Genomic DNA, 20,437 nt, shown 5'->3' with positions numbered 1-20,437 from the left:
TACCAATGGACGGGTAAAATAAGGCCATCTTTAACGAAGGAGGGGATGCGTGTGAAACTGAGCACATCGTTGAAAGAGACGGAGCGGTACTTCCAGGAACAGTTCGCGGATCAGAGCGACTTCCGGGTGAAGCCGCTAAATCTCGACGGAACGGAGTATCGGCTGTTTTATTTTGACACGTTAATTGATTCCGAGCTCGTTCAGAACTACGTCTTGAAGCCGCTGCTGTCCCGTCCTCACGACCCTGTCCATGACGTCGTCTCGATTCTCGACTACACGGAAACCGCAAGCTTCCAAGAAGCTGTACATGCGATAATGTATGGCAAAACCGTGCTGCAGCGCAGCGGAGAGGCGAAGCTGCACCTCCTGGGCACAGATGTGAAGAAGGAGCGCTCCATCAACATTCCGACCAACGAGCGAGTGCTGCGCGGTGCGAATGAAGCGTTCATTGAAAATCTGGATACGAATCTCAATTTGATGCGAAAGCTGATCAACTCAACGGACTTTGTTGTCAAAACATACACGATCGGGCGGCTTTCGCAGACCAAGGTTGCCATGATGTACATCAAGACGATTGCGGATATGGCAAGCGTCGAGGAGGTGGACCGACGCTTGCGCAGCATCGATATCGATTATATTGACGCGCCCGGAGAAATCGATGAGCTGATTAAAGAGAATAAGTACGCTTTCTTCCCACAGACGCTCACCACAGAACGACCTGATCGTGCACGTGCCAATCTAATGGAAGGCAAAGTGGTCGTGGCAACGGCCGGTTCTCCGGATGTCGTTATATTGCCGGTCTCGTTCTGGTCATTCTTTCAAAGCGAGGATGATTATCAGAATGGCTGGCTGCTCGGCTCGATCTTTCGGGTTTTGCGCCTTTGCTGCTTTTTTATTGCCATGGGCCTTCCAGCCTTGTATGTCACGGTTTCAAGCTTTAACCCGCAGATGCTGCCGATCAATTTTGTCAATACGCTCCAAAGCTCGCTCAAATATGTGACGTTCCCGCCGTTTGTCGAGGCATTGTCGATGATGCTCCTGCTTGAAATTTTACGGGAAGCGACGATCCGGCTGGCAAGCCCCGTCGGCCAAACGATCGGCGTCGTTGGCGGTATCGTCGTTGGTACTGTTGTTGTCCAATCGAACCTCGTTTCCAATACGATGGTGATTACCGCTGCACTAACGGGTCTAGCCTCTTTTGTCATGCCTTCATACGAGATGAGCGGCGCCGCACGGTTGTTAAGTTATCCAGCGCTTCTGATCTCCGCAGTATTCGGCTTGTTCGGTCTTGCATTCTTCTTCATGATAATTTGCACCCATCTATGCTCAATCAATACGCTCGGGCTGTCTTATTATAAGCCGCCTTTCTCTCTAAGCGATGCCAAGGATACGCTATTCCGCGCTCCGACGTGGTCCTTGACTAAGCGGCCGAAAGCAACGGCGCCAAGCAACAGAACGAGGATGCGGAATCCAAGGGGATGGAAACGATGAAGGAAGACGCAATCACAGGCAGACAACTGTTCGTGCTCATCTTTATGACGCAGCTAGGCCTCGAGGTGATGTCATTGCCGCACGTTGAAGCCGATATAGCCGGACATGACATGTGGCTCTCCGTATTCCTCAGCGGGCTGTGCGCGCAAGCTGGAATTATGCTCATCTGGTGGCTTGGCAGCCGATATCCGTCGCGGAATTGCTTTGCTTATGTCCCTCAAATTGTCGGGAGACCAGTGGGAGCGTTCGTCAATCTCATGTACGGCTGCTATTACGCGATTTCCGGGCTTATGCTGATCCTGAATTATACCGATGTGCTGAATCGGTGGCTGTTCGTATATACGCCGGGTTGGATTATTACTCTGATGATCTTCATCGCATGCGGTTATGCGGCGTCATTATCGCTGAGGAGGATTGCGTATATCGCACAATCCTACCTAATCCTTTCCGTTATCGCTATTCTTCTGATTGCCGGCTGTTGGCTGTACGGGCCCGATGTGAAAAATTTGCTGCCCGTTCTGTCGGGCGGCTGGAATCCAGTCGTGAAGGGGATCTATTACGCTTTCAGCGGATATGTGGGCTATGATTTGCTGCTGTACGCCTTTCCTTATGTAAAGGCCAAGAGCAAGAATAGGCTGCTTCTTATTATGACGTTCGCTAACATGACTGCGATCCTCTACTATGTCCTAAGCTGCCTGATTTGCTCGACGATGTTTAGCTTGAAGCAGCTAAAACATATTCCGGAGCCTATTGTTTTCATCCTGAAATATTATCAGCTTGAGGTGCTCCAGAGTTTGGACGTCATGTTTTTGATCTTCTATGTTTTTATCGTTTCGGACACCGCCTATATCTATTTCTTCTTGTCGGCCAAAGCCTTCGTACATCTTCGCAGCAAAGGATTAGGCAAGCATCAGATATGGGTCTGGGCGATGGTCGGTTTAGCCTTCATCGGCAGCCTTTTCTTCAAGAAACGGAGTACGATTATAAATTTCTCTGACCTGCAGGATATTGGCTCAGTCTTTATGATCATTGCTGTGCCAGCCGTCCTGCTTATCATTTCCGGGCTTCGCGGCGCAGGGAGGAACAGGGCGTGAAGAGAGGATTTGCAGCGCTGATGATGTGTCTGCTGCTTACAGGCTGCTGGGATCAGCTTAGGCTCAAGGACCAGCTGTTTGTCGATATTGTCGGCATCGATTATGTGGGTGACAGCAAGAAGCTCAAGGTAGGCTATGTCATCTCCTCGCTCAGGGAGGCGAGTCAAGGCGGTGGCAAACCGTCCAGCGTTTATATAGAACAACCAGGTGACAGCTTGTACGCTTCGGTGCTTGTGGCCAATAGCTCGATACCCGGATCATTAACGGTTCAGGAAACAAGGCTGTATCTGATAGGCACACGCTTTGCGAAAGATGAGCCGCTGAAATATTTGGATTCCGTGGGCCAGTTCGTATCCAACCCGCTGTATGCCAGCCTTGCGGTTTACGACGGCGATCTCTCGCAGCTATTGTCCAAGAAGAGGATCAAGGACCAGACGACTTCGGATTTCCTGACCGGCATATTAGCCAGTGAGAGGGAGCGGGGGGACATCCCGACGAATAAGCTGCTTCGCTATATCCTTGGGGGAACGGATTATATCAGCGATTTTGCGCTTAATCGATTTGTGCCGGATCAGGAAGGAGCTCGGCTTGCGGGAGTCGCCTTGTTTCATGACGGGAAGTACACGGGCATGAATTTGGATATTAAACAAACCCTGCTGTCCTGCCTAATGGCTGGAACTCCTAGCAGAACCCAGGCTATTACCAGAAAGTTTAACGGTGAAGAATACACGATTCGGATTCGGAACAGCAAGAATGACTATCACGCCATCTATGATAATAAGGGTCTTCGCGAAATGGACATTTCGCTGCGGCTGGATGCCAAGTTGATTGAAAGCGGGCCTTATGTCACGCATACGACTTCAGTGCTGAAGAAAATCGAGAAGCAGCTCAGCGAGAAGCTTACGAAGGAGGCGGAGAAAATCATTGCGACGATGCAGAAAGCGAACTGCGATTATTTTCAACTGGGACATGAGCTTGCAGCCTATCATCCGAACCTGTTCAAAGGGATGAACTGGAGCGAGGCTTACCCGAAGCTTACGATCAACCCGAAGATCAAGGTGACGATCTTGAATACCGGCGTTCTGGATTAGAACTTTATCGACTAGGATATGAAGAGCCTGCGGCGTTACGCGCTGCGGGCTTATTTTGTTTGCACGGACTATTGCATATCTCGGCGTTTATTAGATAATAGAGGCGAACCTCACTATTTAAGCAGCCTAATAACCGAATAGGAGACGTGCTCTATGAAATGGCTGACCACGCATTTGCTTGATCCCATTCGCTCCAGGTTGTTTTATAAGATGCTCATCATTTACTCGCTCCTGACGTTAATTCCGTTAATCATCGTCAGCTCCACCTTCTACATCCGCTCCAGCCACCTTATTGAGAAGAAAGCCGCAGAAGAAGCACAGCAAGGCTTGTCCCGTTCCGCCCAGACGTTCGACGAAGTATTGTATGCCGTGAAGAGCCAGATGCTCCCTATTAGCGAAAATGTGTTCATCCAAGCGATGTTCCGCAATGCGAAGAAGGGCCAGGTGAACGACGCGCTGAACGGTTCCGTAGCCCAGCTGCTCCAGTCGGAGCTTGCGACTGCACGGCTTAAGATCGGCGACTTCGTCGGCACCATCTATGTGCTAGATAAAACCCATGTCCTGTACAGCACCGACCCGGATAAGCGGCTTCTGTACAAAGACGCCTTCTGGAAAATGCCGTTCGAATTCGACCGGATGCCGGAATGGGCGTTCTTCAACGACGATGGGCGGATGGCCTGCGTGGTCAAAATCTTCGACGAGGGCCAGCGTCCCTCCGTCGATTCGGAGATTGGCCGCCTCATTATCACGCTGGATGCCGCCAAAGTGCAGAAGCTCTTCGCCGACTATAACCCTGGCACGTTCTATATTACGAATACCGACAACCAGATCATGACCTCATCCAAGCTCAGCCAGATCGGTCATCTGCTCGACATTCGCGGTCCGCTCAGCGATCTTGTCGTCCGGCAGAAGTCGCGCTACTCGGAGTTTCAATATGTGCTGTTCGCGAACCCGGGCACAGGCGGGCTCGTGCAGAAGCAGGCACTATTCTCCATCGGCGTAACGCTGGCCGCTTGGCTGGCGATCACGATTGTGACGTATGTCATTTTGCGCCGGATTACGATCCCCATTCAGCGGCTAACGCGCCTTATGCGGGCAGCGGAGCGGGAGGAATATCAGCTCATAAGCGGCATTACGTCGAAGGACGAAGTCGCGATGCTCTGCAACAGCTTCAACAGCCTCGTCGCCCGGACGAGCCACCTCATCGAGACGAACTACAAGAACGAGCTTATGATTCGCGAAGCCGAGTTGAAAGCAATCCGCATGTACATTAATCCTCATTTCCTCTATAACACGATGGAGTATATCAGCATCATGTCGCACACGCCGGAGAAGGCAAAGCATATTCCGCAGATGGTGCAGCACTTATCAGGAATATTCCGTTTCTCGATTACCCCTGGCAACGCGTTTGTCGCTTTGGCAACAGAGATGGAATTCGTCCGCAAATACCTCGAGATTCACCGCTATCGTTACGGCGATCGGCTGTCCTATACGATTGACCTGCCGGATATGTACCGCCAAATCGCGGTGCCGAAGCTGCTGCTGCAGCCGCTTGTCGAGAATGCGGTCGTACATGGCATCGATAGTCTGCCGGAAGGCGGAAGCATCGCCATTACGGTAAAGGAAGAGCAGTACGAGCTCGTCATCGAGATCGAGAATAGCTCGCTCGCAGGAAGCTCCTTGCATGAGACGGCAGCAGGGCAAGCGAGTGGCTATCGCCATTCGAAGGGGCTTGGAAGCGGGCTTGAGAATGCGAATGCCAGACTGCGGCTTCATTACGGCAACACGTACGGAGTCACCCTCAGTCACCGCGAATTTACGACCATTACGAAAGTACTTATGCCGATACAGATCTTTCAAGAGAATGAGGGAGGCTGAACAACGCATGCGCCTGATGATTGTAGATGATGAACGCGAAATTCGCGAGTTTCTCGCCTCGATGAGCGGTTGGCGGGAAATCGGCTGCGAGGTGGCATGGACGGCGGCGAATGGCGAGGATGCGCTTGGTTTGCTGCAGCAGGGAGCGCTGCCGGACGTTATTATTACCGATATTCGCATGCCGGTGATGGACGGCCTGACGTTTGCGGAGCGGGTGCGGCAGCGGCATTCGGATATGCCGATTATCTTCCTGACGGCCTATCATGAGTTCGATTATGCGCGGCAGGCGGTGAAGCTCGGCGTGTCGGACTTCCTGACGAAGCCGTTTCTGCCGGAGGAGCTGACGCGCACCGTTGCGACGCTCCGGGTGCATGAGCCGCTGCTCGCAGGTTGGCGCGAGCATGATCAGTTCTTTGAGCTGCTGGCGAACGAGAGGCAGAGCAGCGCGTACAAGCAGGAGTGGCTGCAGGCGCAAGGACTGCGCGACGGCAGCTTCGCGCTGCTGTACGCGGAGCTCGATGCCCCGCGCGCAGCCGAGGGCGAGCACTTCCCGTTCGCGGCGGCGCATGCACGCGGACAGATCGAAGCGGCCGCAGCCCGGAGCGGCCTGCAGGGGCGGACGGCGTCGTCCGCCAGCGGCATTTATTTGTTCGTGCCGCTGCGTGAAGGCGCTGCAGCCGCTGGGCGCGAGCAGCTGCTGGCGTTCGCCAAGGAGCTCGCCGCCGAAGGCGGCGTTAAAATTGCGCGCGAGCTGTCGCTGTCTGTCGGCATCAGCCAAAGCTTCAGCTCGTACTGCCAGCTGCCGGAGGCGCTCGGGCAGGTGAAGAAATGTATGGAGTACCGGATGCTGCTCGGCAAGAATTCGGTCGTCGCTTACGATGCGCTGGAATCGTTCCTGTCCGAGAAGGAGAAGCAAACGGATGCCTCGCTCGGCCAGATCGCCGATGCGCTGCGTCAGGCAGACCACGAGCCCATTCGGGCTCTGCTCAAGGACTCGTACCGCAGCATGCTCTCAGTCGGCGCGAGCAAGAAGGATATGCAGCACTACGCGCTCGGCGTCATCGAGAAGGCGGAAGCGGCGCTGGCGGACTTCGGCATCAAGCCGTCGCACGGCATGAGCGTCGATATCCGCGAGAAGCTGATCCATGCGGTGCTGCTGACCGACATTATGAAGGAGCTGGAGAAGCAGCTCATTGCGTACCAGGAGCTCATGCGTCAGGAGCTGCAGGACTCGCCGCTGCAAGTCATCGCAGGCGTGCGGAAGCTGATCCGCGAGCGGTTCACAGAGGATCTGACGCTGCAATCGGTCGCGCAGAAGCTGAACGTGAACTACTCCTATCTCAGCCGGCTCATCAAGAAGGAGACCGGATACAATTTCACGGACATGCTGTGGGATTACCGCATCGAGGCGGCGAAGAACAAGTTGCTGCGCGAGGACTTGAAGAGCTACGAGGTGGCGTACGCGGTCGGCTTCAAGGATACGGCGCATTTCAGCTTCATGTTCAAGAAGAAAGTCGGCCTCTCGCCAAGCGCGTACCGGGCACAGGTTAGAGGCGGAAGCGGGGCCGGCGAGTAGGAGTAGGAGTTGGAGCTGGCTGGTTTGAGGAGCTGAGAGAGCAAATTAAGCTCTCTCGTTGCCAGAAACGCGTGAAATGGTGGGTGAGAGAGCAAATTGGGATCTCTCAGCATCATGGTGGCGGGTAACTGGCTGGTTTGGAAGCTGAGAGAGCAAACTGGGATCTCTCCGCATTAGATACGCGTGAAATGGTGGGTGAGAGAGTAAATTAGGATCTCTCAGCATCATGGTGGCAGGTAACTGGCTGGTTTGGAAGGCTGAGAGAGCAAATTGGGATCTCTCAGCATTAGATACGCGTGAAATGGTGGCTGAGGGAGCAAATTGGGATCTCTCAGCATCATGGTGGCGGGTAACTGGCTGGTTTGGAAGGCTGAGAGAGCAAATTGGGATCTCTCAGCGTCAGATACGCGTGAAATGGTGGGTGAGAGAGCAAATTGGGATCTCTCAGCATCAGATACGGGCGAAATGGTGAGTGCGAGCACATAGGTGTGCTTTCGGTATCGTGCCTAACATGTAACTGGATGGTGTGTGGGATTCTCTACATATATTGGTTGGCTGTAAGCGAGAAAAGCCTCTCTCGGCGCACGGAACCAGCCAAAGTCGAGCTGAGAGAGGGAACCCCTCTCTCAGCTGCGCAGAAGGTGGACAATCCTCCCGCTACGGCCGAACCGTTCGCAACACCCCGCATCAAGTTCGTCAATTCCAACACAGAAACGGTAAAATGCAGCTATCCTCTCGGATTTATGTAAGCGCTACACTTAACTTGTGAGTGAAACTAGAGACGAGAAAAGAGGGTGTTGTGGCAATGAAGCTCAAAGGATTATCAGCGCTTGCCAGTGTACTGCTGCTGACGACTGCGGTGTCGGCGTGCGGCGGCTCGAACAACGGGAATAACCAGGGCAACTCATCTTCAGACACGAGTACGAATACGAGCAGCAACTCCAGCACGAACAGCAGCGGCAACAACGCAGCTGCTACGGACGATACCAGCTCGAACGCATCGACGGATAACTCCGGTTCGAATGCCGCGGCAGCGGGCAATGACAAGGAGTTCACTATCCGCGTCGGCGCTTGGTTCCTCGATGACCGTCCATACATGGTTCAGTTCAAGAAGGACGTCGAAACCGCATACGCGAAGCTGTATCCGAAGGCGAAGATTCAGTGGGACGTCGTGCTCGGCGCGACTTACTTCGATAAGCTGAAGGCGCAGTTCGCATCGGGCTCCGCACCGGATGTCGTGTTCTACCAAGGGGTTGATTTTGCAAAATCCGGCAACCTGCAGGATCTGTCCGCGGAGCCTTGGGTAGCGCGTCTCAATACGGGCGGCCAGAAAGACTTCCAAACGCATGCCGACGGCAAAACGTTCGGTGTGCCAATGGGGCTCTCCATCGGCGGCGGCGTCTGGTATAACAAGAAGATCTTCTCCGATCTCGGCATTCAGGCGCCGAAGACGACACAAGAGCTCATGGATGCTGCCGAGAAAATCAAGACTTCTGGCAAAACGCCGATTACGCTCGGCTTTAAAGACCAATGGACAGCCAGTCTGTTCTACTTCAACTGGCTGAATTCGTACCAGCTGAACGATCCGACACTTGGCCAGAAGGTTTACAGCGGAGAACAGAAGATTAATGACGACGCGCTCATTCAGAAGGTGTATCAGAACTTCGAGCAGATGAAGTCGAAGGGCTACTTCAATAAGAACGCGATCAGCATCGACTGGCCGCAATCGGGTCAAATGTTTGCATCCGGCGAAGCGGCGATGATCGTTCAAGGTCCGTGGATGCCAGGCGCGAACGCCGACAATATCAACAAAGGCGGCTTCGAGAAGTTCGATATCGGTTACTTCCCTCTCGCCAATGACGATGGCAAAGTAGCAATGGGTCTGGGCAGTAACGAGGCGCTTGGTGTAAATGCGAAGACAGAGCTCATGCAGGAGTCCAAGGATCTTGTGAACTTGATTACTTCTGCGGACATTATAAGCCCGTTCATGAAAGGCGACGGCGCACTGACTTCCTTCACAGACGTAACCGTACAATATGACGATCCGGTTATGAACGACGTTCAGGCAGCGGTGGATAACAGCACGGTCGTCACATCGAACTTGACGAATTTTATCCCAGCGAGTGCGGCTACCAACATGCTTGACTTGCTTACAAAGGTTGTTTCCGGCGTCAAATTTAATGCGGACGATCTGAAGCCGGCGCAAGCCAGCTTCGATAAAGACAAAGCAACGGTATCGCCTCCGGCGGAATAACGCCGCCACATAACGAGTTCACGTTCAGCCGCAGCATTTGCGGCTGAACGTGTTTTATGAACGAAGGTAGGTGACGAGAGTGAGTTTGAGCCGCAAGCAATATTGGATCGCCTGTCTGTTTCTTTTGCCGGCTTTTGCGATATTCGGCATGTTCTTCTTCTATCCGTTCCTGCAGAGTATCTACTACTCCTTCACGGAATGGAACGGAATTAAAGCGCCGCGGTATATCGGGTTCGATAACTACCGCTATCTCTTTCAAGATGTGCAAATGCTCGATGGGATGAAAAACACGCTGAAAATGGTTGTCTTCGGCCTCGTCGTGCAAAATCCGCTCGCGCTGCTGCTGGCGGTGCTGCTAAACCGCAAATTCCGGACGCGCGGCTTCCTGCGCACGTCGTTCTATCTTCCTGTCATTATCAGCCTTGTCGTCACCTCCGTCGTCTGGGGCGAGATTCTGAAGTTCGACGGATTCGCGAACGGCATTCTCACGCATATCATTGGCGAAGCTCGTCTTCAGGACTGGCTGGGTACGGTGTACACCTCGTTTCCAACGATTATTCTGCTGACGCAGTGGCAGGCGATCGGCTACTGCGCCATGATCTATCTCGCCGGGCTGCAAGCTATTCCGACCGATATCTATGAGGCGGCGGATATTGAGGGGGCGAAAGGGTTCGCGCTGTTCCGCCATGTGACGTTCCCGATGCTGATGCCTTCGGTGACGATTGTGCTCTTCCTCACGATCGTCGGCGCGCTTCGCCTGTTCGATCTGCCATTCCTGCTTACGAACGGCGGGCCGGGCTCATCCTCGTATACGCTGTTCCTCGCCGTTTACAACGCGGCGTTCAAGAACCAAAGCTACGGCTACGCAACTGCTGGCAGTATCGTGCTGACGCTCTTTATCATTATCGTCACGGTAATCCAGCTCGGCATCACGCGCAGAAGGGAGGTCGAGCTGTAATGGGATTAAACAAACGTCCGTCACTGCTGCTCGAAGGAATTCTTTTTCTCGCTGCGCTCGCTTTTCTATTCCCGGTCGTCTTCCTCCTGGAGATGAGCTTCAAGGAGCCGCGCTACTTCTTCAAGCCTTTCGAGCTGCCGCATAGCTTGTATCTGGATTACTATAAGTCGGCTTTCCGCGATATGGACTTCTTCCAGGGACTGTCGAACACGGTGCTCATTACGGCGGGCGCTCTGCTGCTGACTATATTTGTGGCATCGATGGCCGGCTACGTGCTGTCACGTCGGACGGAGCGGCTGTTCCGGTTCGCATACCTGTTCTTCCTGTCCGGTATGATCATCCCAGGGGTGGGCTCGCTCATTCCGCTCTTCAGGATGGCGGTCGACATCCACCTGATGAATACACGGACGCTGCTCGTGCTCATCTACACGGCTGGCTTCATCCCGTTCGCCTCGTTCCTCTATGCGGCGTTCACGAAATCGATTCCGCGCGAGCTGGAGGAGTCGGCAAACCTCGATGGCTGCGGGCCGCTGCGTCTGTACTGGCTGATCATTTTCCCGCTGCTGCTGCCGGCGACGGGGACGTTTATTGTGACGAACGTGTACGGGGTTTGGAATGATTTTCTGACACCGCTGATCTTCTTGAACAACCCGAACCGAATGACGCTGATGCCGCAAATTGTGCAGTTCATGTTCAACAAGCAGTCGGTGAACTACGGTCCTGTATTCGCCGTAAGCGTGCTCGCGGTTCTGCCGCTCATCGTGCTGTTTGCATTCACGCAGAAGTATATGCTTCGGGGGCTGACGGCCGGGGCTGTGAAAGGTTAGTCAGTAGGATGATGAGGAGATGATGAATGTGAGCGAGCCGAATAGGGCTTATGAAGTGGCGGTGTATTATTTTCCCCAGTGGCATCCCGATCCGAAGAATGAAGCGGTAAAAGGAGAGGGCTGGACGGAATGGCCGTCGCTGCGTGACGCCAAGCCGCGCTTCCCAGGGCATGAGCAGCCGAAGGTGCCGCTCTGGGGCGAGCTGGACGAGTCCGATCCCGCCGTATCGGAGAAGCAGATTGCTGCCGCAGCTGATCATGGCATCACTTCTTTTCTCTATGATTGGTATTGGGATCTTGGAGGCGGCGAGGGACCGTTCCTGCATCGGGCGCTTGAGGACGGGTTCCTGCAGGCGAACAACCGGAATCGGCTGCGCTTCGGCATCATGTGGGCGAACCATAACGAGGTGTCGCGCGAGCGGTTTGATGCGATGACGGATTATTTAATCATCAAATATTTTAATGAGCCTAACTTCCTGCGGATAGATGGCAAGCTCTACTTCTCCATCTATGAATGCCACACGTTGATCAAAGGTCTCGGCAGCATTGAAGCGACGAAGGCGGCGCTGGAGTCATTCCGTAAGAAGACGCGGGAGGCTGGCTGCGGGGAGCTGCACTTGAATCTCGTCGAGTGGGGGCTGAACGATCAGCATCGAGAGGTCATCGGGGCCGACACTAATGCGCTGGTTGCCGAGCTCGGCATCGACAGCGTGACGTCGTATGTGTGGATTCATCATGCGGAGCCGGACGCGTTCCCCTCTGCGCCTTATGTGGAGTGCGCGGAAGAGGCGATGCGGCGATGGCCGCGGTTTCGCGATACGTTCGATGTGCCGTATTATCCGAACGCAACGATGGGATGGGACCCGAGCCCGCGCTGCAGCTGGGATCAGCCTTATGTGAAGGGGGAGTATCCATATTCGCCGGTGTTGACGGGCAATACGCCGGAGGCGTTCGAGGAGATGCTAAGGCAGATAAAGGAATACCTCGACACGTCCGATCTCGCTCTGCGCATGTTCACGATTTATGCGTGGAACGAGTGGACGGAAGGCGGCTATCTCGAGCCGGATACGGTTCATGGGATGAGGTATCTGGAGGCGATTCGGAACGTTTTTGGACGCGACAGCTAGTTGGCAGCAGAGTTGGTAGCAATGCGGATTTGCAGAATCCCTGCCTGCTCATTTGAGCGGCGGGGATTTTCTTGTTGTTCGCGAGCCGCTGGCGGGCGATTTGTGATAAAGTGAGAGAAATAATCGAGGGGGATGGTCGCGATGGAGAAGGGGATTGATGGCGTGGAGGATCAGGGACGCGGGGAGTTGAACCGCATTCTGCTTGAGCTTGGGCACCGGGAGCTGGTGGCGCTGCTGGCAGAGGAGCTGTCCGGAGCGGATTTCAATACGCTCATGCTGGAGGTGTTTCGCCGGCGTGCGGCGGATAAGCGGCCGAGCGAGCTGCTGCGCAGCTACCGGGAGAACCGCTTCGTGAAGCCGGCGGTTGTCGATTCTCTTGCGCTCAAGCGGCTGGAGCTTGCGCTGCTCGCGATCGCGCAGGAGCGTGGCTATGCGCCGGTGCAGCTGTCGCCGGTCGCGCCGCTCGGCTCTTGTTCGGTCGTGGCGAAGGCCGACCAGAACAAGATCATCTCCGCTCTTCGCGGCACCGAAGTCGTCGCCGATGTGACCAATCTGCTCGCGCTGCATATTGCCGACGGCGTGCAGTCCGGCGCGCTGCGCAATCATCCCGAGCCGGTCAGGCTGTCCACGACGCATCGCCATGTCAGAGCGCAGAAGTTCCCGGACCTGCCGGGATTTCTAACGCATTTTGCGCTGTACGCGATGGTGACGGCGGGCAGGGACAGCGGCTCGTACGGGTTCGAGAAAGAAGCGGTATGGGAGCATGTCTCGATGTACCGCGACATGTTCGGCGAACAATTCGGTGCCGAGATCGAGGTGCTAATTAGCGGCCGCGGCGGGTATAAGGACGGCGAGGGGCTGATCGAGCGGACAGTTCAGTTCTTGGGCGAACGTGCGCCGGAGCTGGTTGTGAAGGTTGTGCCGCCGAAGGACAACGCCTACTATCTCGGCTTGCAGTTCACGATTATGACGACCATCGCCGGCCGCGAGCATTTCATCGGCGACGGCGGCTTCGTCGACTGGACCCAGCAGCTGCTCGGCAGCAAGAAGGAGCGCATGCTCATCAGCGCGATCGGGCTGGATCGGCTGCTGTTGTAGTGTTTGTGGCGGCGGGGAGAGTGAGGCTGGTGGGTGAGAGTGGCAAAATGGACCTCTCGGCGCCGGAATTGCGAGTAACTGGTTGGTTTTGAAAGCTGAGAGAGCCAAATAGGGACTCTCAGCGGCAGAGATGCGCCGAATGGTAGGTGTGAGTGCCCAAATGGATCTCTCAGCGTCAGAGTTGCGAGTAACTCGTTAGTTTGGAATGCTGAGAGAGCTACGTGGGATCTCTCAGGGTTAGAAATGCGCCGAATGGTGGGTGAGAGAGCTGAAGTGGATCTCTCGGCGCCGGAGTTGGGAGTAACTAGTTAGTTTGGAATGCTGAGAGAGCCAAATACGGACTCTCAGCGGCAGAATTGTACGGAATGGTGGGTGAGTGAGCCAAAGTGGATCTCTCAGCGTCGTCCCCCAAGTAACCTGGAGTTTGGAGCAAGCTTCCTCTCCCATGTAGAAAGTTGAAAGCGGGAAAACCCTCTCTCTCAGGGCGAAAGTGGGGGCAAGTCGGGCTGAGAGAGGGAAAAGCCTCTCTCGTAGGGCGAAATGGGTAGTTAGAGCAGTAATTAGTGGTCTGAAAGCGGGAAAAGCCTCTCTCATCGCGCGAAAGTGGGGGCAAGTCGGGCTGAGAGAGGGAAAAGCCTCTCTCGCAGGTCGAATTGGGTAGTTGGAGCGGTGGTTAGTGGTCTGAAAGCGGGAAAACCCTCTCTCATCGCGCGAAAGTGGGGTATCGTCGGACTGAGAGAGGAAAAAGCCTCTCTCGTAGGTCGAATTGGCTAGCACAGTGGCAGCCAGCACTTGGCGCCACTCCCCCAACAAAAAAGGGACGAAGCCCAGGCTTCGTCCTTTTCTATATTATGCTTTGGCAGCGGAAGCGAGAGAAGCGAACGCGCGGTGGTGCGCTTCGATGATTTCGTCTTCCCATGTCTCGTTGTCGGAGTTCGGGATGCGGTCGCCTTGCTTCATCGCTTCGAACACCTCGATCATACCTTCCTCGAGCGAGATTGTCGGCACGAATTCAGGCACATCGCGCATCAGGCGCTCCGAGCTGTAGTACACGTTATGCGCAAAAATCTCATTGCAAATGCCGAAGCGGCCTGCATCGATCGAGTTGAGCGTATCCAGCGACACGCCAACGAGCTCGACTTCCCGGCCCAGCACCTTCATCGCGAGCTTGTGGTGCTGCTCCCATGTCGTGAAGCTGCGCGGAACGACGTTGTACGTTTGGCCGATGCAGTGCGCTTTGCCGAGAACGCCGGCGAATGCTTTTGCCGCATCGTCAACGTGCATGAAGGAATGGAGCGCCTTGCCGTCGCCGCAGATGAGCAGCGGCTTGCCCTTCAGAATGCGATCGATCCATGTGAAGTCCCAAGCGACTTGACGCAGGATGCCGCTTTGCGGACCGTACGTTGTCGATGGCTTCAGAATCGTAACCGGGAAGCCTTCGCGGTAGTATGCTTCCAGCAGCAGCTGGTCCGCCTCCGCCTTGCCGCGGCCGTAACCGCTGATTGGTCGAAGCGGGTGATCCTCCGTCACTGGCATCCAGTCGTAATCGACGCCATATGTACACACGGTAGAGCATTGGACAAAATGCTTCACGCCGCGGAACGCACGCAGGCTGCTTGCCGCATCTTCCTTGTCGAAGCTGATCATATCGATGGCTGCATCAAACTGCTCCTGCTGCATCGTTTGCTCGAACGTTTCACGATCTTTGCGATCCCCGTTAATAACACGAACGCCCGCAGGGAGATCGCTTCCACTTTGACCGCGGTTATAGCAAGTGACCTCGTGTCCCTGAGCCACCAATAGACGAACAATGCTTGTACTAATGTTGCCGGTACCGCCTAGAATCACAACTCTCATACGTAAACACCTTCACTTTCTCGCGCAAAGTCTGTCAAACAAAAAACCTCCTGCTTATAGTAATACAGCAGAAGGCTCGATTGTGAATCCGGGAGAAGTTCACCAGATTTCACTAAAAAAATGATTAGTTTACACGTGTTTCAGCAAGGTCGCGGACGGCCTGAAGCTCTGAAGACCGCAGCTCCAGCGCACTCAGCAGCTGGTCGATGCTCCCGATCACGGCTTGCAGCTCGCCTGCGTCCGTGATACCAGCGAGCAGCTCGGCAGGCGCCGCCGACAGAACCGGCAGGGCGCTCAGCAGCTGCTGCAGCTCGGCGAGCACGCCGGCGGCCGAGCGCTCCGCTTGCGTCGTCAGCACGCCAGCCACCGCGGCTTCCAGCGCGGCGCCCGCTCGCGCGCTAAGCGCTCCGCCAACGCCGCCCGCACCCTCGCCAATCACGCCCGCGCCAACGCCGCTCACACCAGCACCGCCCGCGCTCACGCTCGCACTCGCGCTCGCCGCCCCCGCGGCTGCTTCGCGCTCCGCGGCTTCCGCCGCGAGCCGCGCCTTCTCCGCCTTCGCCGCGGCTGCGCGCTCGGCTTGCTCCGCCTTCTGCTCCGCGGCCCGCTCGCGTTCCGCTTTATTTTGCTGCACCGTGGACCAGGTTTGCAGCAGCTCGTACCCGTTCTTGTACAGCAGCTTGTCCTTCGTGCCCGAGGAAATCTCCTTGTCCTTGAACAGCTTCGCGATCTTCTTCACATCGCTGACGGGCAGCGCATCGCGCGCAATAATATGCGCGAGCGGATCGCGATGCTCGATCGGCAAATCCTTGATCGGCAGCAGCTGATCCTCGGTCAGCTTGCCTTCGCGGATTTCCGTGCCGCTCACGATCAGCTTCCGCACCGAATTGCCGAACTTGAGCAGCTCGCACTTGTTCTTGATATAGCTCTCCGGCTTGCCAAGCTTGCTCGCGAGAAACTTCAGCGAGCTGTTGAACTTCGATTCATGCATCAGCTTATGAAACGCTTCCGCTTCCTCGATCGGCGAGAAGCCCTCACGCGTCAAGTTCTCCGCGATCTGCTCCAAATAAATTTCCATCTCATCGGTCGCGCTCGACACGATGCAGGGCATCGACGGCTTGCCGAGCATCATGCTCGCTTTGTAGCGCCGGTTGCCGTAAATGATTTTATAGCGTCCGCCCGCCGTCGTCCGCACTTTAATCGGCGAGAGCAAGCCGATCTCTTCAATGCTCTTCGCCAGCTCCTGCAGTGCTTCCTCGTCGAACTGGTAACGCGGCTGGTCCTCGTCCTCATCGATCAAATGAATTGGGATTTGAATAATATCCATATCAGTTCTCCTATCGTAGCTATCTCAAGTGAAGCGCAATCTCTTGATTTCTCTCGTTTTCCGCTTTAAGTGTGCTAGTCAACCGTATTATATACCAGGATGCTTTTTGTGAAAATATTACCCTTCATGTCGCTTTCTTGAAATTGGTAAATGAACTGGAATGTGATACCATAAGGACATTTCCTGTATACCGCTTTCATTCAGAACGAGGAGGGCTTATCAATGTCTTATTTGTCCATTAGTACGTGGAGTTTGCATCGCCTGCTTGGCCCGCTGCGCTTTACAGCATGGAACGCGGAGGCGAAACAGCACGAGACGCATGTGACGGAACAGCCGCAGGTGCTGACACTGCTTGAATTGCCTGCGGAGCTGGCAAGAAGAGGGTACCAGGCGGCGGAAGTATGTCACTTTCACTTTCCTTCTACAGAACCGGCTTACCTGCAGGAGCTGAAGGAAGCATTCCAATCAGCGGGCATCAAGTTCGATACGCTCCTGCTCGATTACGGCGATCTGACGAACGCGGATGAAGAACGCCGCGAAGCGGACATTCGCTGCATGCAGCAGTGGATCGACATCGCATCGCTTGCCGGCGCGAAACAAATCCGTATTGTTGCTGGCGAAGAGGCTCCGGATAACGAAGAAGCTATCCGTCTATCCGCAGATGCGCTCAACCGGCTTAGCGAGTACTCGCAGTCGCAGAGCAAGAACGTACGCATCATCTCGGAGAACTTCAAGTCGCTCACTTCGACAGGCGCATCCTGCGTGAAGCTGCTTGACCTTGTCGGCAACAATGCGGACTTCATCACAGACTTCGGCAATTTCAAGTTCAAGGCCAAATATGACGAGTTCCCGCTCACGCTCCCGCGCAGCGTGTCCGTACATGCCAAAGCGCAATATGACGATCAGGGCTACCCTGACCATGACGAATTTATAAAATGTTTAAATACCGTTCGTGCTGCCGAGTTTAACGGCGCCATCGTACTCATTTATGACGGACCTGGCGATATGTGGGCTGGACTTGATCGCATTAAAGCCATCGTTGCCGACTATCTATAACATAGTGGGAGGTGGCGGAAAATGTCATCAGCAGCAGCTATAGCAGCTGAAACTCGGATTGGGCTTGTGCAGCTGCGGGTAAGTGACTTGGAGAGATCGATCCGCTTTTATTGCGAGATCGTCGGGCTTCAGCTCATCGACCGGCAGGAAGGGACAGCGGCGCTCGGCGTGCCTGACGCGAGCCAGCCGCTTCTACAGCTGCGTGAAATTCCGGGTGCAATGCCGCGTCCGCGCCGCTCTGGCGCGGGCTTATACCATTTTGCGCTGCTTGTGCCGGACCGGAAGTCGCTTGGCCTATCGCTGCGCCATCTGCAGGGTACCGGCATTCATATCGGGCACTCGGATCATCTTGTCAGCGAAGCGCTCTATATCGCCGATCCGGATAACAACGGCATCGAGATTTACCGCGATCGTCCGCGCAGTTCTTGGAAGTGGGATGAGCAAGGTCATGTGCAAATGGGCCTCGATCCAATCGATCAAGAGGGCTTGCTGGCAGAAGCAGGTGACTCGCCTTGGAACGGCCTTCCTGCAGGCACGACCGTCGGGCATATTCATCTTCATGTGACGGAACTGCCGACGACCGAGCATTTCTACATCGACGTGCTTGGTTTTGACATCGTCGCTTCTATGCGCGATTCGGCGCTCTTTATCTCGGCTGGCGGCTACCACCATCACATCGGCCTCAATATATGGGCCGGCATCGGCGCACCTTTGACTCCGGCGAACGCGCCGGGACTCGATTATTACCAAATCGTACTGCCTTCCGAAACGGCTCAAATGGCCGTTTTTGCACGTTTACAGGCTGCCAGCGTTCCGCTACGCACGCAGGGCGGTACGCTTATTACGCATGATCCATCGGGCATCGAGGTCCATTTTGTCGTATAGTAGTTGTGTGAGAATCGTTAATCTCAAGTGTGAACGGTAAATGCAATTAGCGCGGTACAGGTTGATTTTGGAAGAAATCCGCTTGTATCTCGCTGTGTGTATATATGCAAATATTGGATATCTGAGAGGGGCGATCCAGTTGGGCAGTGGCAGGGGCCTATTAACGTCGTATATCCGGGACAAATGGTACATTTACGCATCAGGCATTACGTTTACAATCGCAGCGAACTTATTTCAATCCTATTATCCGAAGGTGCTTGGCAACTTCACAGATGAGCTGCAGAAGGGCGGACTGACGAAGGAAACCGTACTCGATGCCAGTCTAGCGCTTCTCCTGATCGGTCTCGCATACGGGATACTCGGCGGCATCGGGCAGTTCCACATCATGTACGTCGGCAGGACGTTCGAGAAGTTTACTCGGCAGCGGCTGTTCGGTCATTTCACCAAGCTCGGCGAGCAGTTCTACTCCAAGAACGGGGTCGGCAAGCTGCTGAGCTATGTGATGAACGATGTGACCACCGTTCGCGAGTCGATCGCGATGGGCGTCAACCAGACGGCGAACGCGACGATGCTGATCTTCTCCGCCATTGCGGTCATGCTGCTTAGCGCTATTCCTTGGTATTTAATTCTGATCTGTATTTCTCCACTGCTCTTCATTCCGTGGATTGTGGTGCGCATCGGCCCTACGATCCGCAGCCGTTCCAAGGATGTGCAGGAGTCGCTCGGCGCGATGACGGAATCAGCGGAGGAGCAATTCGGCGGCATTCGCGTTACGAAGAAGTTCGCCGTCGAAGACATTATGAATCTAAGATTCGGTCGTACGGTTGACCGGATCAAAGACAATCAGCTTCGGCTGGTGCGGATCTCGTCTTATTTTCAAGCGCTGATACCGTTTCTTGGCGCCTTATCGCTAGTCGTGACGCTCGCATTCGGCGGTTACATGGCGTTGTCCGGGCGGCTGTCGCTCGGTAACTTCGTTGCGCTGACGCTGTATGTTCGGATGATGGTTAACCCCTTGCAGGCGATCGGCAACGTCATCAATACGATTCAGCGCTCCCGTGCATCGCTCGAGCGGCTAAATGATTTGCTGGCGAAGCAGCCGGAAATTGTCGAGAAGGAACTCGCGGCAGACGTGGATTGGCAGAATGCCGTACTTACTGTGAATGATCTCTCCTTCACATATCCGGATTCACCGAAAGAAGCGCTGCAGCATATTTCGCTTCGCCTCGAACCGGGCAAGACGCTCGGCATCGTAGGGCGAACCGGCTCTGGCAAAACAACGCTCGTGAAGCTGCTGCTCCGCGTCTACGATCCTCCTGCAGGGGCGGTCGAAATCGACGGCAGAGTTGTGAGCGATATTTCGCTCGAAAGCTTGCGCGCCGGCATCGCATACGTGCCGCAGGACGGGTTCCTGTTCAGCACGACGATCCGAGACAATATCGCGTTCTACCGGCGGACCGCCGATCTGGCGCTTGTGGAGAAGGCTGCTCACGAGGCGCAAATACACGAGAGCATTATGGGCTTTCCCGACGGCTTCGATACGAAGCTCGGGGAGCGCGGCGTCACGCTATCCGGCGGTCAGCGTCAACGGACTGCGCTCGCGCGCGGGATGATGATGGAAGCGCCGATTCTCATTCTGGATGACAGCGTGAGCGCGGTGGACGCCGTCACGGAAACGGTCATTATCGATACGATCCGCCGCGTGCGGGAAGACAAGACGACGATTATTATCGCGCACCGCATCAGTGCGCTGAAGCATGCCGACGAAATCATCGTGCTGGATGAAGGCCGTATCGTGCAGCGCGGCACGCACGAGACACTGCTTGCGCAGGAGGGCATCTATGCGATGCTCCATGCCATTCAGGAGGAGGGAAGCAGCGTTGGCTAAAACGGTCGATTACAATGCGAGCAACAAAGTC

Annotated in this window: 15 protein-coding genes; 13 read left to right on the top strand and 2 right to left on the bottom strand. The window is 55.1% G+C overall.

The features are described 5' to 3' along the window. Positions 1–45 precede the first annotated feature (45 nt). The 10 genes from A8990_RS22760 to A8990_RS22710 all read left to right on the top strand — a co-directional run bounded on the left by A8990_RS22760 (position 46) and on the right by A8990_RS22710 (position 13,393). Positions 46–1,491, top strand: coding sequence for a spore germination protein (locus tag A8990_RS22760; protein ID WP_425463925.1), 1,446 nt, complete (start codon positions 46–48; stop codon positions 1,489–1,491). Beyond that, positions 1,488–2,585: a GerAB/ArcD/ProY family transporter gene (locus A8990_RS22755; protein WP_116191350.1), complete on the top strand. Its 1,098-nt coding sequence runs from the start codon at positions 1,488–1,490 to the stop codon at positions 2,583–2,585. Before A8990_RS22760 ends, A8990_RS22755 begins: the two co-directional genes overlap by 4 nt. Next, positions 2,582–3,676, top strand: a complete 1,095-nt coding sequence (locus tag A8990_RS22750) for a Ger(x)C family spore germination protein (protein WP_116191349.1) — start codon at positions 2,582–2,584, stop codon at positions 3,674–3,676. The genes A8990_RS22755 and A8990_RS22750 overlap by 4 nt, the downstream gene beginning before the upstream one ends. Before the next feature lie 153 nt (positions 3,677–3,829). Then, positions 3,830–5,554 (top strand): sensor histidine kinase, encoded by a 1,725-nt coding sequence (locus A8990_RS22745; RefSeq protein WP_116191348.1) that lies wholly within the window; start codon positions 3,830–3,832, stop codon positions 5,552–5,554. 7 nt (positions 5,555–5,561) lie between these two features. Next, on the top strand, positions 5,562–7,130 hold the full coding sequence (locus A8990_RS22740) for a response regulator transcription factor (RefSeq protein ID WP_181909733.1): 1,569 nt from the start codon (positions 5,562–5,564) through the stop codon (positions 7,128–7,130). 805 nt (positions 7,131–7,935) lie between these two features. Further along, on the top strand, positions 7,936–9,384 hold the full coding sequence (locus A8990_RS22730) for an ABC transporter substrate-binding protein (protein WP_116191345.1): 1,449 nt from the start codon (positions 7,936–7,938) through the stop codon (positions 9,382–9,384). 85 nt (positions 9,385–9,469) lie between these two features. Continuing rightward, positions 9,470–10,342 carry a carbohydrate ABC transporter permease gene (locus tag A8990_RS22725; RefSeq protein WP_116191344.1) on the top strand — a complete coding sequence of 291 codons (873 nt, stop codon included), beginning with the start codon at positions 9,470–9,472 and terminating at the stop codon, positions 10,340–10,342. Next, complete coding sequence (locus tag A8990_RS22720) at positions 10,342–11,169, top strand: carbohydrate ABC transporter permease (RefSeq protein WP_116191343.1); 828 nt, start codon at positions 10,342–10,344, stop codon at positions 11,167–11,169. Before A8990_RS22725 ends, A8990_RS22720 begins: the two co-directional genes overlap by 1 nt. A 19-nt stretch (positions 11,170–11,188) precedes the next feature. Continuing rightward, positions 11,189–12,295, top strand: a complete 1,107-nt coding sequence (locus tag A8990_RS22715) for a glycoside hydrolase family 99-like domain-containing protein (protein WP_116191342.1) — start codon at positions 11,189–11,191, stop codon at positions 12,293–12,295. 141 nt (positions 12,296–12,436) lie between these two features. After that, complete coding sequence (locus A8990_RS22710; RefSeq protein ID WP_116191341.1) at positions 12,437–13,393, top strand: hypothetical protein; 957 nt, start codon at positions 12,437–12,439, stop codon at positions 13,391–13,393. 849 nt (positions 13,394–14,242) lie between these two features. Here the strand turns inward: A8990_RS22710 and A8990_RS22705 are convergent. Further along, positions 14,243–15,250, bottom strand: a complete 1,008-nt coding sequence (locus tag A8990_RS22705; protein WP_116191340.1) for an NAD-dependent epimerase/dehydratase family protein — start codon at positions 15,248–15,250, stop codon at positions 14,243–14,245. Positions 15,251–15,374: 124 nt separating this feature from the next. Beyond that, the gene (locus A8990_RS22700) at positions 15,375–16,577 is read right to left on the bottom strand and encodes a ParB/RepB/Spo0J family partition protein (protein ID WP_116191339.1); all 1,203 of its coding nucleotides are present in this window, start codon (positions 16,575–16,577) and stop codon (positions 15,375–15,377) included. Between the two features lie 222 nt (positions 16,578–16,799). On the opposite strand from A8990_RS22700, the gene A8990_RS22695 reads away from it, so the two are divergent. From A8990_RS22695 to A8990_RS22685, 3 genes are all read left to right on the top strand, one after another. Continuing rightward, positions 16,800–17,633: a sugar phosphate isomerase/epimerase family protein gene (locus tag A8990_RS22695; RefSeq protein ID WP_116191338.1), complete on the top strand. Its 834-nt coding sequence runs from the start codon at positions 16,800–16,802 to the stop codon at positions 17,631–17,633. A gap of 21 nt (positions 17,634–17,654) precedes the next feature. Further along, positions 17,655–18,518 (top strand): VOC family protein, encoded by an 864-nt coding sequence (locus tag A8990_RS22690; RefSeq protein ID WP_116191337.1) that lies wholly within the window; start codon positions 17,655–17,657, stop codon positions 18,516–18,518. A 139-nt stretch (positions 18,519–18,657) separates the two neighbouring features. Then, the gene (locus tag A8990_RS22685; RefSeq protein ID WP_116191336.1) at positions 18,658–20,406 is read left to right on the top strand and encodes an ABC transporter ATP-binding protein; all 1,749 of its coding nucleotides are present in this window, start codon (positions 18,658–18,660) and stop codon (positions 20,404–20,406) included. The last annotated feature ends 31 nt before the right edge of the window (positions 20,407–20,437 follow it).

Source organism: Paenibacillus taihuensis (assembly GCF_003386535.1).
Taxonomy (GTDB): domain Bacteria; phylum Bacillota; class Bacilli; order Paenibacillales; family Paenibacillaceae; genus Paenibacillus_Z; species Paenibacillus_Z taihuensis.
This window is presented reverse-complemented; position numbering and strand designations above follow the sequence as displayed.

Excerpts from the sequence above, each read along its gene's own strand:
- A8990_RS22720 (WP_116191343.1), top strand. The coding sequence starts at position 10,342 with ATGGGATTAAACAAACGTCCGTCACTGCTGCTCGAAGGAATTCTTTTT.
- A8990_RS22745 (WP_116191348.1), top strand. The coding sequence starts at position 3,830 with ATGAAATGGCTGACCACGCATTTGCTTGATCCCATTCGCTCCAGGTTG.
- A8990_RS22690 (WP_116191337.1), top strand. The coding sequence starts at position 17,655 with ATGTCATCAGCAGCAGCTATAGCAGCTGAAACTCGGATTGGGCTTGTG.
- A8990_RS22715 (WP_116191342.1), top strand. The coding sequence starts at position 11,189 with ATGATGAATGTGAGCGAGCCGAATAGGGCTTATGAAGTGGCGGTGTAT.
- A8990_RS22760 (WP_425463925.1), top strand. The coding sequence starts at position 46 with ATGCGTGTGAAACTGAGCACATCGTTGAAAGAGACGGAGCGGTACTTC.
- A8990_RS22740 (WP_181909733.1), top strand. The coding sequence starts at position 5,562 with ATGCGCCTGATGATTGTAGATGATGAACGCGAAATTCGCGAGTTTCTC.
- A8990_RS22705 (WP_116191340.1), bottom strand. The coding sequence starts at position 15,250 with ATGAGAGTTGTGATTCTAGGCGGTACCGGCAACATTAGTACAAGCATT.
- A8990_RS22700 (WP_116191339.1), bottom strand. The coding sequence starts at position 16,577 with ATGGATATTATTCAAATCCCAATTCATTTGATCGATGAGGACGAGGAC.
- A8990_RS22730 (WP_116191345.1), top strand. The coding sequence starts at position 7,936 with ATGAAGCTCAAAGGATTATCAGCGCTTGCCAGTGTACTGCTGCTGACG.
- A8990_RS22755 (WP_116191350.1), top strand. The coding sequence starts at position 1,488 with ATGAAGGAAGACGCAATCACAGGCAGACAACTGTTCGTGCTCATCTTT.
- A8990_RS22695 (WP_116191338.1), top strand. The coding sequence starts at position 16,800 with ATGTCTTATTTGTCCATTAGTACGTGGAGTTTGCATCGCCTGCTTGGC.
- A8990_RS22710 (WP_116191341.1), top strand. The coding sequence starts at position 12,437 with ATGGAGAAGGGGATTGATGGCGTGGAGGATCAGGGACGCGGGGAGTTG.